Source organism: uncultured Roseobacter sp. (assembly GCF_947495275.1).
Lineage (GTDB): Bacteria > Pseudomonadota > Alphaproteobacteria > Rhodobacterales > Rhodobacteraceae > Roseobacter.
In genome coordinates this window covers 232504-245196 of sequence record NZ_CANLYL010000003.1, presented here as the reverse complement: position 1 = coordinate 245196, position 12693 = coordinate 232504, and the positions used below count along the sequence as shown (strand labels likewise).

Below are 12693 nucleotides of genomic sequence, written 5' to 3'. Positions count from 1 at the left end.
GTCATGGCTGCGCCCTTTGCGTCTTTTGTCATCTTTGCAGAGATGCGTACCGGATCGAACCTTCTGGAGGCAAATCTGAATGCCGTTGAGGGCATTGCCTGTTGTGGCGAGGCGTTTAACCCGCATTTCATCGGCTACCCCAACCGCGAAGAGCTCTTGGGCATCACGATGGATGAACGCGAAGGTAATCCCACAAAACTTCTGAACAAGATCAATACAAGCAGCGCGGGTTTGTCAGGTTTCAGGTACTTCCACGATCACGACCCGCGCGTGCTGGATTTAATTCTGGAAAACCGGGAATGCGCAAAAATCATCCTGACCCGAAATCCAGTTGATAGCTATGTCAGCTGGAAGATTGCGCAGGCAACCGGACAGTGGAAATTGACGGATGTCAAAAGGCGCAAAGACGCCAAAGTCAAGTTCGACGCTGACGAGTTTGAGATTTATCGCAATGATTTGCAGCGCTTCCAGAACATGTTGCAAAGCCGTCTGCAGACGAGCGGACAAAGTGCATTTTTTCTGACCTATGAGGATTTGCAATCGATCGATGTCGTGAATGGCCTGATCAAATTTCTTGGAGCGTCCGGCCATCTGGAAAAGCTCGATACCAGTTTGAAGGTGCAGAATCCCGCGCCAGTTTCGTGCAAGGTAAGCAATTTTTCAGAGATGGAAGAGGCGTTGGCAAAGCTGGACTGCTTTGATCTTGCACATGCGCCAAACTTTGAGCCACGACGCCTCGCAGCCGTTCCGACCTATGTGGCATGTGCGGAAACAGCTCTCTTGTATCTTCCTATCAAAGGAGGGCCGCGTGCGGATTTGACCAATTGGATGGCCAACCTGGACAATGTTCGTCCCGAAGACCTGATAACTGGGATGTCACAAAAAGAGTTGCGGCAGTGGAAGCGACGGCACCAGGGGCACCGCAGCTTTTCGGTGCTTCGACACCCCGTGGCGCGTGCGCACGGTGTTTTCTGTGACCATATTCTGGGCTACGGAGCGCCAGTTTTTGACGCCGTTCGACGGACTTTGATCAAACGATATGGGTTGGATATTCCTGCAACCCCCGACGAAGGAGGTTATGATCTGGAGCGTCACAAGGCAGCATTTCTCGGCTTTGTCGAATTTCTGAGAAAAAACCTGGCAGGGCAGACGGCGATCAGGGTCGATGCCGCATGGTGCTCGCAGTCAGAGGTGGTTCAGGGCTTTGCTCAATTCGCCTTGCCGGATGTTTTGATCCGCGAAGATGGCGCTATGGGAGACGATCTTGATGCGATTGCCATGCGCGCTGGGCACACCAATGCGCCAAGATTTGAACAGCGTCAGCATGAGGCGCCATTCCGGCTTGCAGATATATATGACGAAGAGATCGAGCGTGCCGTGTCCCAGGCCTATCAGCGCGACTATATGATGTTTGGATTTGAGCGCTGGGCGTAAAGATCTACGCCGCCTGCTCGGATTCCGTCGATGTCAGGATCGTGTGCAAGGTAGCGGGATTTGGATTTGCTCTCAGCTTGCTGCAGATATTCTGGTCCCGCAGCGTCCGGGAAACCAGCGCCAGCGCCTTGAGGTGTTCTACGCCAGCGTCTTCCGGCGCAAACAGCGCAAAGGCGATATCCACAGGTTGACGGTCAACTGCATTGAAATCGATGGGTTTCTCCAAAAGCACAAAGGCCCCAACGACATCTTCCAGACCACTAAGACGTGCATGCGGTAGGGCGACACCATGCCCGACGCCGGTCGGACCAAGCGCTTCACGCTCCAAAAGCGCATCAAGAACTGCACCAGCACTTAGCCCATAGGCCTCTTCTGCAAGATCGCTGAGATCATGCATCAACCGTTTCTTGCTTGAGGCGGCGGTCGAAACCTTCACCGCCTCAGGCTTGAGGAGTTTATCAAAATCCATACTGCTCGCACTTTTCTGGAGGCGGCTTTGCCTCTCGGACATCCTATTGCGGGTCTATCCAGCCAATGTTTCCGTCATCGCGACGGTATACGACGTTCAAGCCCTCTTTGCCTTCGTTTCTAAAGACCAAAATCGGGGCACCAGCAAGCTCCATTTGCATCACAGCCTCACCGACAGACAAAGAGGGTATCTTTGTTTCCATTTCGGCGACGATGATCGGTTGCAGCGTCTCTGGTTCCTGCGACTCTGAGTCGGCGTCTGATGCGAGGATATAGGAGGACGCGCCGTAGATTTCAACAGGTTCAGCTCGATCTTTGTGATGATCTTTCAACCTACGCTTGTATCGACGGAGCTGCTTTTCCATCTTGTCGCAGCACGAATCAAAAGCCGCATAGATTTCGGTCTGATGTGCCTTTGCCTGTGCGGTCAGGCCGGTAGACAGATGTACAGTCGCCTCGCAGACAAACTCGTGGGCCGATTTGGAAAACACAACAACCGCTTCAGTTGGACGCTCGGCATATTTCTTTACAGCTTCGCCCAGTTCTTCCTTTACGTGGGTTTGAAGTGCTTCACCGATGTCGATCTGTTTGCCGCTGATTTGATACCGCATAGTCTCTCCTAATTATGGTCGATCCAACAGCCCGTTCGATGACGCCAGAGCGCCAGATGTCAGGCCAGAGAATCACGGAAAATGGCATTCCTTTGGATTGTTGTCCTTCGGGCCCTGGCAAGCAGGCCAATGCGTGGTCAGACAGGAACTGGTAAGTGCCATGCTGTCATTGAGCCCGAAAAACCGTACCGGAGTCAAACGAAAGCGGGCTTTCTAAGCAGAAAAATGGTTAACGCTCGCTTACAACCATCAGGAGATTTTGAAGTTGTCACCGAGGTAGACCCGGCGCACGTTTTCGTTTTGTACGACTTCGTCAGGGGAGCCCGACATCAGCACACGGCCTTCGTGCAGAATATAAGCGCGATCAACGATTTCGAGCGTTTCTCGGACGTTGTGATCGGTGATCAAAACGCCAATGCCGCGTTTTTTCAGATCCGCGACCAGATGTCTGATATCCCCGACGGAGATGGGGTCAACGCCCGCAAAAGGTTCATCCAACAACAGGTATTTTGGGCTTGCAGCGAGGCAACGGGCGATCTCGACCCGACGCCGTTCACCACCGGACAGGGCCAGAGCCGGCGCGCGGCGGAGATGTTCAATGGAGAACTCGCTGAGCAGTTCTTCCAGCCTTTCACGACGCTTGTGGCGGTCTGCTTCGCTGATGTCCAGAATGGCGCTGATGTTATCCTGAACCGACAGCCCTCTGAAGATGCTCATTTCCTGCGGCAGATAGCCAATCCCGAGCCGGGCACGACGATACATCGGCAAATGTGTCACCTCTTGCCCATCAATGCGCACCACACCGCCTTCAGGCGTGACCAATCCCGCAACAGCATAGAATGTCGTGGTTTTTCCTGATCCGTTGGGACCAAGAAGCGCAACGACTTCGCCACGTTCCAAATACATCGAAAAGTCACGGATGACTGTCTTTTTTCGATAGGATTTGCGCAGATGTTCGACGTGGAGACCTGCGGACCCTTCTGAAACCGTAAGCACAGGACGCGCCATCAGTTGTCGCCCGTCCGCAGGATGGTTTTGACTGACCCCGACATCTGTGCCGTACCGCTATCGAGCTGCACGGTCATTCGGTCAGCCGTGATCGCAGATGGCCCTTGGGTCAAAAGCACGTTACCCGTCATCACGATGGTGCCGTCATCAATATTGTAGTTGGCTTTTTCCGATTCGGCGGCATCCGGGCCGGAAACCAATAGTACATCTCCTGTGGCCTCCATGCGTTCGATGCCATCGGTCTCCTCGCGGTAAACAACCAATACCCGCTTCGCCGAAAGGCGCATCTCCCCCTGACCAACAACCACATTTCCCGTGAAGACGGCCTCTCCGGTCGCCTGATCGACGGACAGGTTTTCGGCAGTCACTTCCACAGGGAGGCTCTTATCTTGCTGCAAGGCACCAAATGCGACCTGCGTCCCCTGCGCCCAGAGCGCCTGAGAAGCGAGCAAGATGAACAGGGGGAGGGTCAGTATTTTTAACAAATTCACGCGTCAGTCTTTCACCTGTTTGGGTTGATATAACAGCTTCACGCCATTTGTGAAAATCAATTGGGCGGGGGCATCTGCTTTGGGCGATTTCAGTTCCATACTGCCAGCGATCAGCTCTCCCCCGGGCGTCGTGGCCAAAACCGTATCGGGGGATACGACGTTGAGCGAGGATATCCGGGCAACAAGAGCCTCTGTCGTGATTCTGTATCCCTGCGAGGTGGTGATCACGACATTCCCGGTCAGATTGGACGTATCATTGGCAACGTCAACAGCGCCTTTCAGGGAGGTGACCGTCAACCGCGTCCCATTTGCCAGGTCGAATTTGACAAAAACGTCATTCGCCTGTGTGGCACCGGTGACTCCATTCGGAGATGTGACCGTCTCGGCGATAAAGGCGATTTGATCACCATTTGAGGTCGTCCCAGAGTAGTAGGGTCCGGAAACTTTCTGGTTCAGCAGGCGGTCCTGGACTTCGGTGTCTGCGAAAGGAATCGAATTGGCGGGATCGACTACGCGGGCCAGCAAGAACAAGGTGGACAGTAATCCAAGTGCGGCAAGCGGCAGCGCCACTTTAAGCCATGCCACCATGCGTGAATAGCGATCTCCCTGCATGGCGCTTCAGCCCAACCCGACCCGCAGGCAATCGTGAATGCGGATCAGACCACGAGGAACTGGCGGCCCTTCATTGTCGACAACGAACAGGCTTGTGATCTGACGCCCCTGCATCATCGCAACGGCTTTTTCTGCAAGTGCCCCAGGTTCAATTGTGACCGGTGATGCGGTCATGACGTCTTGAGCCGTGAGCGACAAAAGACCATCCATGTGCCGTCGCAAGTCGCCATCGGTGATGATGCCTGCAAGGGTGCCGTCATTGCCGGTAACACCGACCACTCCAAACCCCTTTTGACTGATCTCGATCAGCGCTTCGGACATTGGCGTTGTTGGCGACACCAGCGGCAGTTGATCGCCGCTGTGCATCAGGTCAGAGACGCGGCTGAGTTGCGCGCCCAATTTTCCGCCCGGGTGAAAATCACGGAAGTTCTCGGGCGTGAAGGAACGGTGCTCCATCAGTGCGATGGCCAATGCATCGCCCAAAGCCAGGGTCATGGTCGTTGACGAAGATGGCACAACGCCCGTACCGCAGGCCTCCCCTAACCGTGGCAGCAGCAGCACGACATCGCATTCGCGCCCGAGGCTGGAGCCTTCGACGCTGGTGATCCCCAAGAGTGGAATATCAAAACGCCGCGCGTAAGCGATCAGGTTGGCAAGCTCGGGCGCTTCACCGGAGTTGGAGATCGCCAGAACGACGTCCGCATTGGTGATCATTCCCAGGTCGCCGTGACTGGCCTCTGCCGGATGTACAAATTGGGCCGGGGTGCCGGTACTGGCCAGCGTCGCCGCGATTTTCCGGGCGATGTGGCCGGATTTACCGATACCGGTGACGATCACGCGACCCTTACTGTTGAGCAGCAGGTCAATTGCTTCTCTAAACCGACCATCCAGCCCGTCTGCCAGCGTCTTGAGCGCGTCGGCTTCTGCGCGGATCACACGCCGGGCTGTATCGATAAAGGGCGTGCTCATGAATGTGCAAAGATGTCCGTGTCAGGCCAGCCCTCAAGGTCAAGCCGCGCGCGCATTGGCAGAAAGTCAAAACAGGACTGAGCGATCTCCATCCGGTTTTCACGCACGAGCATTTTGTTCAGGGCTTCGCGCAGTTGGTGCAGATAGAGCACATCGGACGCGGCATAATCGACCTGCGCGTCGGTCAGCGTATCCGCACCCCAGTCGCTGGATTGCTGCTGTTTGGAAATGTCGATGTCGAGCATTTCTTGTAGTAGCTTCGCCAATCCGTGACGATCCGTGAACGTGCGCACAAGGCGGCTGGCTATCTTGGTGCAGTAGACCGGCGAAGTCGTCGCGCCGAACGTATTCAGCAGTGCCGCGATGTCGAACCGACCGAAGTGAAAGAGCTTCAACACATTCGGGTCTTCCAGCAATGCACAGAGGTTGGGCGCCTCGGTCTGGCCCTGGGCCATCTGCACCAGATGGGCCTTGCCATCGCCGCCCGATAACTGCACCACACACAGTCGGTCACGGTGCGGGTTAAGCCCCATGGTTTCGCAGTCGATCGCAACTACGGGGCCAAGATCAAGACCATCAGGCAGGTCATTTTTGTAAACGGTGTGAGTCATGCGCTTCCTATATCCTGCCTTTTTGCCTTGTGGAAGCACGGGTTAATTAGAAAGCTCCGTCAATTTTGGACGCGGGAACCGGTGCAAGAGCGTGCCGACTAGTTTGCGGCAGTCATTCTCGCGCCAGCCGTCAGTGTAAAGGGCTGTCGGCAAGTCGGGGTGTTTAAGCACCAGCCGCCGCCAGTTGTGGACGATCAGGCAGCGTAAAACCGCCACCTGCAAAGGCGTAAGCACGGTGCCATCCGGCAATAGCTGGTCGGTTTCCGTCAGGATTCTGTAAAGGTCTCGATAGTCTTGCCAAAGCCCGTCGGGCGTGAGCTGGACGCGCAGCCATTTTGGAATTGTCTCTCCGCGCAGACAAAGAGCATCGCCCGGCACCGCAAGAGCTGCAGCGCCGATCATCACGCGCGGCAAAAGCGGTGTATAGCCTTTGGCCATCATCTGACCGCGCTGATCGGTATCCGTGCCATCCAAGATCACGATTTGCCAATCGGTCGGCATGTCATCAGGGTGCGCGTAGATACGTTTGGCGGCCGTGAGGGTTTCGCGACGTCCGTGGTCGGTCAGGCTATGCTGGCTGGTGCGTCCCGACTTTTGCGAGGTGATCCAGCCGTCATTGCGCAATCTGTGCAACGCCACCCGCGTTGCTTCGGGGCGCACATTCATCGCGGCCACTATTTCTGAGAGGACCGGGCCATTGATACCGGCGTCTTCTTCCTGCGCAAGATCGCCAAACACGCTGATCAGCAGCGACCAGACGCGTTGCCCCCCCAGTTCCGTCAGTTTGGCCGTGAGATCGCGAAGGCCCTCAGAAGGCATTCATCGTCAGCAATTCATATTCTGCAACTGCCGCCCCCTCCTGATTGGTGAGCGTTACATGCCAGCGTACTTCACCATATTCCTCATTGCGCGGGGTCTTGGCTTTGACCGTCAGACGGACAGAAATGGCATCGCCAGGTTGCACCGGTGCCATGAAACGCAGGTTATCAAGGCCCGTGTTGGCCAAAACGGGTCCCGGATCGGGTTGCACGAACAGACCAGCCGCAAAGCTCAACAGCAGGTAACCATGGGCGACCCGACCGGGAAAGAAGGGGTTGGCCGCCGCGGCCTTGTCGTCCATGTGCGCGTAGAATGTATCTCCGGTGAAATGCGCAAAGGTTTCGATGTCCTCGAGTGTGATCGTCCGCGGCCCCGCATGCAACGTGTCTCCGATATCAATTTTCGCGAAGCTGCGCGCAAATGGATGTGGTTTGTCGGATTTCTCTTGCGCGCCGGGAACCCAGTGGTTGGAAATTGCGGTCAGAATGTCAGGGCTGCCCTGAATTGCAGTGCGTTGCATGTAATGTAAAACGCCGCGCACACCTCCGAGTTCCTCGCCGCCACCGGCGCGACCGGGTCCGCCGTGGACCATATGCGGCAAGGGCGCGCCGTGACCCGTTGCTTCTTTCATCGACGTGCGGTTGTTGAAATAGAGCCGTCCGTGGAAGGCGGCAGAGCTCATCGCCACTTCGCGGGCAACGTCGCCGCTATTGGTTATGATCGAAGCAACAAGCGATCCTTGCCCGCGGTTCAATAGTGCAATCGCATGATCGAGATCGCGATATCCCATGACGGTCGCTACGGGTCCAAATGCCTCGGTGTCATGCACGCGCAGCGCTGTATCCGGTTCCGGACAGTGAAACAGCATCGGCGGCAGGAATGCGCCCTTGGTGGTGTCAGCGCCGTCCACCGCGAAGGCGTCGGGATCGCCAAAGACCCTTTCGGCCTCTGTTTCGATCAAGGCGGCTTTTTTCAGTACGTCTCTTTTCTGCCCAATGGAGACAAGCGCACCCATCTGCGTAGTCTCTCGCCTCGGATCGCCGATTTGGATTTTCGAGAGGCGTTCTTTGACAGCTGCGATGACCGCATCCACGGACGCCTGAGGCACCATGATCCGTCGGATCGCCGTGCACTTCTGTCCTGCCTTGGCGGTCATTTCTCGGTGTACTTCCTTCACGAACAGGTCGAATTCGGGTGTGCCCGGCGTGGCATCTGGCCCGAGGACAGAGGCGTTCAGACTGTCCTGTTCGGCCATGAACCGCGTCGAGCGTTCCAGCAGAAGCGGGTTTGCGCGCAGCTTCAGAGCGGTTTCCGCTGACCCTGTGAAGCTGACCACATCCTGACAGTCCAGATGGTCGAGCATGTCGCCCAGACCACCAGTGACAAGCTGCAGCGCACCTTCGGGAAGCAATCCGCTGTCCAGCATGATGCGCACGCAGGCTTCGGTCACATAACATGTGGCCGTGGCCGGTTTCACGATTGCCGGTACACCCGCTAGCAGCGTTGGTGCCAGTTTTTCCAACATACCCCAGACCGGAAAATTAAAGGCGTTAATGTGAACAGCAGCACCCTGCAGCGGCGTTGCGATGTGGCGTCCCATGAAGTGCCCGTGCCGACCCAATTGTTCGACAGGACCGTCCAGATAGGCATGTCCATCGGGCATCTCGCGACGGCCCTTGGAGGCAATAACCAGCATCGTGCCAATGCCACCATCAACGTCGATCAAGTGATCGGATTGTATGGCCCCGGTGTCAAAGCTGAGATCATAAAGCGCTTGCCGATGTTCTTTGAGGTGCAGGGCCAGCGCCTTGAGCATGCGCGCACGGTCGTGAAACGTCAGCTTTCGCAGCGCTGGTCCGCCACGTTCGCGCGCATATGCCAACATGCTTTGTACGTCGAGTGCGTCATTTCCGGCGCAGGCAATAACCTCACCGTCAATCGCACTGGCGATACGACGCGCACCGGCAGCCGGCGCGACCCACTGCCCGGCCGCAAAACTGTGAATGTCACGAAAGGCTGCGTCCTTGGGCATGATCTGTCCTTAATGTGTGTCGTATTCGACGGTGATCGTGTCACTCAGCGGGTAGCATTGGCAGGTCAGAACCATGCCCTGTTCGACCTCATAGTCTTCCAGAGCATGGTTGGTCAGCATCTCGTATTCGCCGTCCAGCACGCGTGCCTTGCAGGTCGAACACACACCCGCCTTACAGGCAAATGGGGCGTCCAGAGCGTTGTCCAAAGCGGCCTCCAGCACCGATTGATCCTTGGGCATGGTGAAACTGCGCGTCACCCCTTCGACCGTCACATGGGCCTGTGTTCCGTTCTGATCTTTCGCACGATCCGTGATAGCCTGTTTCGCTAGCCTGCCCTGCTGGCTTTCGGTAAAGAGTTCGAACTTGATCTGATCAGGCTCTAACCCGTGTGATTTCAGGCTTTCGGCAATGGCCAGCATCATTGGTTCTGGCCCGCAGATGAAGGCAACATCAATCGACCTGACATCCACCCAATGCCTGAAAAGATTTTCGCATTTGGCTTGATCGACCCGCCCGGTGAAAAGGTCCATATCCTGACCGGATTCCAGAATGTGAATGATGGTCAACCGGCCCATGAAGCGGTTCTTGAGGTCTTCAAGTTCTTCGCGGAACATGATCGTGTTGACCGCTCGGTTGGCATAGACCAGCGTGAAAGATGACAGTGGTTCGCGGCTCAGAACGGTTTTCAGGATAGACAACACCGGCGTGATGCCTGACCCGCCCGCAAAGCCAAGGTAGTTTTTTGCTTCATTAGGCTCTATTTTGGCGAAGAATGTGCCATTTGGCGGTGTGGCATGAAGCGTATCACCGATTTTGATTTCTGTATTGGCGAAGGTCGAAAAGGCACCGCCGTCAACCCGTTTGATCCCCACTTGCAGCACACCATCGTCAAGGCCCGCGCAAATCGAATAATTACGCCGCAGCTCAATGCCGTCGAAATCCTGTTTAAACGTCAGATATTGGCCTTGAGTGAAGTCAAAAACGTCCGGGTTTTCCGGTTTCAGGGTCAAGACGACCGCATCGCGGATCGTGTGATGAATATTGGTGACTGTAAGGGGATGAAACTGGGCCATATTTTTCAGATGCACTTAAAATAGTCAAAAGGTTCCAGACAGTCTTGGCAGCGCCATTGCGCCTTGCACGGGGTCGATCCGAATTGGCTGATCCGTTCCAGACTTTGGGATTTGCAGTGGGGGCATTGAGAGGGTCCGCCCGCAGCTTGCGGTGGGGCGATGCCATATTCCTCCAGACGTCGCCTGCCGCGGTCCGATAGCCAATCGGTTGTCCAGGCAGGCGACAATTGCGTTTTGAGCGTCAGATTTTTGATCCCGCGATCCCTCAACGCCGTCTCGATATCCAGGTTGATGATCCTTGTGGCCGGACAGCCGGAATAAGTGGGGGTGACGGTCACTTCCAACGTGTCGTTTTGCCATTCCACGTCCCGAATGATCCCCAGGTCCGTCAGGCTGATGACCGGGATTTCTGGATCAGGAACCCCATCCAGCCATTGCCAAATCGTCTCTAACGCAGGCTTTTCGATTACCATATCGCATCCGGATAGGCACGTTGCAGCCATTGCATCTGCGCCAGCATATGGCCGAGGTGTTCGGAGTGGCGCTGCCCGGACTTTCCGCCTTTGTGCGCAAAATCACTTGCCGGTATTGTGAGCGTTGCTTGCGAAAAAACGTCCCGCAACAGCGTATCATATTGAGGTCGGAGCGACGCAGGGTCGGGTGCTATCCCTTCCGCCGAAAGTGCCGCGTCGACAGTATCCGATGTGAACATTTCACCCACGTAAGGATAGAGCCTATCAAGGGCATTCTGCATGCGGTCATGGCTTTCATCGGTCCCGTCGCCGAGGCCAATCACCGTGTCCGTGGTTCGTTCCAGATGGTAGGTTACCTCCTTGAGTGACTTTTCAGCGATCGCTGCAATTTGCGCATTGCTGCTCGATTGCAGGGCTGTCAGGTAAGCTTTGTGCCACGCATCAAACAGGAACTGGCGCATCATAGTCTGACCGAAATCACCGTTTGGCTGCTCGACAAGCAGGACGTTCCGAAAATCCCAGATGTCGCGCCGAAAGGCGAGGGCGTCAGCGTTGCGCCCTTTTCCTTCGACCTCACCGGCCAGATTCAGCCACAGTGTCGTTTGCCCTATCAGGTCCAATGCCGTGTTAGCCAAGGCAATGTCTTCTTCGAGCACCGGCGCCACCCCACACCATTCCGACACGCGGTGCCCGAGCACCAGCGTGTTGTCGCCCATGCGGCAAAGGAATTCGAACAGAGGGTCGCTCACATCGCACCTACGTCATCGGGAATGTCAAAGAACGTCGGATGGCGGTACACTTTGTCATTGGAGGGGTCGTAGAGCGGACCTTTTTCCTCCGGTCTGGAAGCGGCGATTGCGCTGGCCTCAACGACCCAGATGCTGACCCCTTCGTTGCGCCGGGTATAGACGTCCCGAGCGTTTTTGATGGCACTTTGCGCGTCAGCCGCATGGAGCGAGCCCACATGTCGGTGGCTTAACCCATGTTGGCCGCGAATGAAAACTTCCCACAGGGGCCATTCAATTGCCCTGGGCTTGCCATGCGGCGCGGCTTCGGTTGCATCATATGATCCGGATTCCGGGCTGCTCATGTCACCTACTCCGCCGCCATGTTGCGTGATCGTTTTTTCTGCGCGTGGGCCAGAAGACCCTCCCGCACCCAACGCCCGTCATCCCAGGCTTTGTTGCGCGCCTCCATCCGGTCGCGAGAACACGGACCATTGCCTTGCAGCACATCAAAAAACTCATCCCAATCCGGTTCGGAAAAGTCATAAGACCCGCGATCTTCGTTCCATTTCAGGTGTTCGTCGGGGATTTTCAGGCCCAGATACTCCGCTTGCGGCACGGTCTGGTCTACGAATTTCTGGCGCAGCTCATCGTTTGTGTTCATCTTGATCTTCCACGCCATCGACTGAGCCGAATGAACGGATTCCGCGTCTGACGGGCCGAACATCATCAAGGACGGATACCAGAAACGATTGAGCGCATCCTGCGCCATCTCGCGCTGCGCTTGCGTCCCATTTGCCATCTTCATCATGATGTCGAAGCCCTGACGCTGGTGGAACGATTCCTCTTTGCAAATGCGCACCATGGCGCGGGCGTAAGGCCCGTATGACGTCCGTTGCAAGGGCACCTGATTCATGATCGCGGCCCCGTCGACCAGCCAGCCAACCGCGCCCATATCCGCCCATGTCAGGGTCGGATAGTTGAAGATCGATGAGTATTTCATCTTACCGGTCAGCAGGTCGCGCGTCAGTTGATCGCGGCTCACGCCCAGCGTTTCAGCGGCGCAGTAAAGGTAGAGACCGTGGCCCGCTTCATCCTGAACCTTGGCCAGCAAAATTGCTTTACGTTCCAAAGTCGGCGCACGGGTGATCCAGTTGCCTTCCGGGAGTTGCCCGACGATTTCCGAATGTGCGTGTTGGCCGATCTGACGGATCAGCGTTTTGCGGTAGCCTTCGGGCATCCAATCCTTGGGTTCGATCTTGCCGCCTGCGTTGATGCGCTCCTGAAACGCGCGCTCTTCCGGGTCCATTTCATCAAGCGATTTCACGCCTTTTCCGGTCGATTTGATCATCTGTGCATACATGGT

Annotated in this window: 15 protein-coding genes; 1 reads left to right on the top strand and 14 read right to left on the bottom strand. The window is 56.1% G+C overall.

Features of this window, described 5'->3' with window-relative positions; translation table 11 throughout:
* Positions 1-3: 3 nt before the first annotated feature.
* Complete coding sequence (locus Q0802_RS07715; protein WP_298915981.1) at positions 4-1434, top strand: nodulation protein NodH; 1431 nt, start codon at positions 4-6, stop codon at positions 1432-1434.
* Positions 1435-1438: 4 nt separating this feature from the next.
* On the opposite strand, the gene Q0802_RS07710 is transcribed toward Q0802_RS07715, so the two are convergent.
* From Q0802_RS07710 to paaA, 14 genes are all read right to left on the bottom strand, one after another.
* Positions 1439-1903, bottom strand: coding sequence for a PTS sugar transporter subunit IIA (locus Q0802_RS07710; RefSeq protein ID WP_298915977.1), 465 nt, complete (start codon positions 1901-1903; stop codon positions 1439-1441).
* Between the two features lie 43 nt (positions 1904-1946).
* Positions 1947-2513, bottom strand: a complete 567-nt coding sequence (gene raiA, locus Q0802_RS07705) for a ribosome-associated translation inhibitor RaiA (RefSeq protein WP_298915974.1) — start codon at positions 2511-2513, stop codon at positions 1947-1949.
* Between the two features lie 249 nt (positions 2514-2762).
* On the bottom strand, positions 2763-3521 hold the full coding sequence (gene lptB, locus Q0802_RS07700) for an LPS export ABC transporter ATP-binding protein (protein WP_298915971.1): 759 nt from the start codon (positions 3519-3521) through the stop codon (positions 2763-2765).
* The gene (locus Q0802_RS07695) at positions 3521-4012 is read right to left on the bottom strand and encodes an LptA/OstA family protein (protein WP_298915968.1); all 492 of its coding nucleotides are present in this window, start codon (positions 4010-4012) and stop codon (positions 3521-3523) included. The genes lptB and Q0802_RS07695 overlap by 1 nt, the downstream gene beginning before the upstream one ends.
* A 3-nt stretch (positions 4013-4015) precedes the next feature.
* Positions 4016-4624, bottom strand: coding sequence for an LPS export ABC transporter periplasmic protein LptC (gene lptC / locus Q0802_RS07690; RefSeq protein ID WP_298915965.1), 609 nt, complete (start codon positions 4622-4624; stop codon positions 4016-4018).
* Positions 4625-4630: 6 nt separating this feature from the next.
* Positions 4631-5593: a KpsF/GutQ family sugar-phosphate isomerase gene (locus tag Q0802_RS07685; protein WP_298915962.1), complete on the bottom strand. Its 963-nt coding sequence runs from the start codon at positions 5591-5593 to the stop codon at positions 4631-4633.
* Positions 5590-6204: a ribonuclease D gene (locus Q0802_RS07680; RefSeq protein ID WP_298915959.1), complete on the bottom strand. Its 615-nt coding sequence runs from the start codon at positions 6202-6204 to the stop codon at positions 5590-5592. The genes Q0802_RS07685 and Q0802_RS07680 overlap by 4 nt, the downstream gene beginning before the upstream one ends.
* 42 nt (positions 6205-6246) lie before the next feature.
* A complete protein-coding gene (locus tag Q0802_RS07675; RefSeq protein WP_298915955.1) occupies positions 6247-7023 on the bottom strand; it encodes a PaaX family transcriptional regulator C-terminal domain-containing protein in 777 nt (258 codons plus the stop codon).
* Complete coding sequence (paaZ, locus tag Q0802_RS07670; protein ID WP_298915952.1) at positions 7013-9055, bottom strand: phenylacetic acid degradation bifunctional protein PaaZ; 2043 nt, start codon at positions 9053-9055, stop codon at positions 7013-7015. The genes Q0802_RS07675 and paaZ overlap by 11 nt, the downstream gene beginning before the upstream one ends.
* Positions 9056-9064: 9 nt before the next feature.
* Positions 9065-10129 carry a 2Fe-2S iron-sulfur cluster-binding protein gene (locus Q0802_RS07665; protein ID WP_298915949.1) on the bottom strand — a complete coding sequence of 355 codons (1065 nt, stop codon included), beginning with the start codon at positions 10127-10129 and terminating at the stop codon, positions 9065-9067.
* 5 nt (positions 10130-10134) lie between these two features.
* Positions 10135-10602, bottom strand: a complete 468-nt coding sequence (paaD, locus tag Q0802_RS07660) for a 1,2-phenylacetyl-CoA epoxidase subunit PaaD (protein ID WP_298915946.1) — start codon at positions 10600-10602, stop codon at positions 10135-10137.
* Positions 10596-11318, bottom strand: a complete 723-nt coding sequence (gene paaC, locus Q0802_RS07655; protein WP_298916821.1) for a 1,2-phenylacetyl-CoA epoxidase subunit PaaC — start codon at positions 11316-11318, stop codon at positions 10596-10598. The genes paaD and paaC overlap by 7 nt, the downstream gene beginning before the upstream one ends.
* 29 nt (positions 11319-11347) lie before the next feature.
* The gene (gene paaB, locus Q0802_RS07650; protein WP_298915943.1) at positions 11348-11692 is read right to left on the bottom strand and encodes a 1,2-phenylacetyl-CoA epoxidase subunit PaaB; all 345 of its coding nucleotides are present in this window, start codon (positions 11690-11692) and stop codon (positions 11348-11350) included.
* A gap of 5 nt (positions 11693-11697) precedes the next feature.
* Complete coding sequence (paaA, locus tag Q0802_RS07645) at positions 11698-12690, bottom strand: 1,2-phenylacetyl-CoA epoxidase subunit PaaA (protein WP_298915940.1); 993 nt, start codon at positions 12688-12690, stop codon at positions 11698-11700.
* Positions 12691-12693: the final 3 nt, after the last annotated feature.

What these genes read in the sequence shown, in the direction of transcription:
- Q0802_RS07675 (WP_298915955.1), bottom strand. Translation starts at nt 7,023, where the DNA reads ATGCCTTCTGAGGGCCTTCGCGATCTCACGGCCAAACTGACGGAACTG.
- lptC (WP_298915965.1), bottom strand. Translation starts at nt 4,624, where the DNA reads ATGCAGGGAGATCGCTATTCACGCATGGTGGCATGGCTTAAAGTGGCG.
- paaA (WP_298915940.1), bottom strand. Translation starts at nt 12,690, where the DNA reads ATGTATGCACAGATGATCAAATCGACCGGAAAAGGCGTGAAATCGCTT.
- lptB (WP_298915971.1), bottom strand. Translation starts at nt 3,521, where the DNA reads ATGGCGCGTCCTGTGCTTACGGTTTCAGAAGGGTCCGCAGGTCTCCAC.
- Q0802_RS07710 (WP_298915977.1), bottom strand. Translation starts at nt 1,903, where the DNA reads ATGGATTTTGATAAACTCCTCAAGCCTGAGGCGGTGAAGGTTTCGACC.
- raiA (WP_298915974.1), bottom strand. Translation starts at nt 2,513, where the DNA reads ATGCGGTATCAAATCAGCGGCAAACAGATCGACATCGGTGAAGCACTT.
- paaD (WP_298915946.1), bottom strand. Translation starts at nt 10,602, where the DNA reads ATGGTAATCGAAAAGCCTGCGTTAGAGACGATTTGGCAATGGCTGGAT.
- Q0802_RS07685 (WP_298915962.1), bottom strand. Translation starts at nt 5,593, where the DNA reads ATGAGCACGCCCTTTATCGATACAGCCCGGCGTGTGATCCGCGCAGAA.
- paaC (WP_298916821.1), bottom strand. Translation starts at nt 11,318, where the DNA reads ATGGGCGACAACACGCTGGTGCTCGGGCACCGCGTGTCGGAATGGTGT.
- paaB (WP_298915943.1), bottom strand. Translation starts at nt 11,692, where the DNA reads ATGAGCAGCCCGGAATCCGGATCATATGATGCAACCGAAGCCGCGCCG.
- Q0802_RS07665 (WP_298915949.1), bottom strand. Translation starts at nt 10,129, where the DNA reads ATGGCCCAGTTTCATCCCCTTACAGTCACCAATATTCATCACACGATC.
- Q0802_RS07715 (WP_298915981.1), top strand. Translation starts at nt 4, where the DNA reads ATGGCTGCGCCCTTTGCGTCTTTTGTCATCTTTGCAGAGATGCGTACC.
- Q0802_RS07680 (WP_298915959.1), bottom strand. Translation starts at nt 6,204, where the DNA reads ATGACTCACACCGTTTACAAAAATGACCTGCCTGATGGTCTTGATCTT.
- paaZ (WP_298915952.1), bottom strand. Translation starts at nt 9,055, where the DNA reads ATGCCCAAGGACGCAGCCTTTCGTGACATTCACAGTTTTGCGGCCGGG.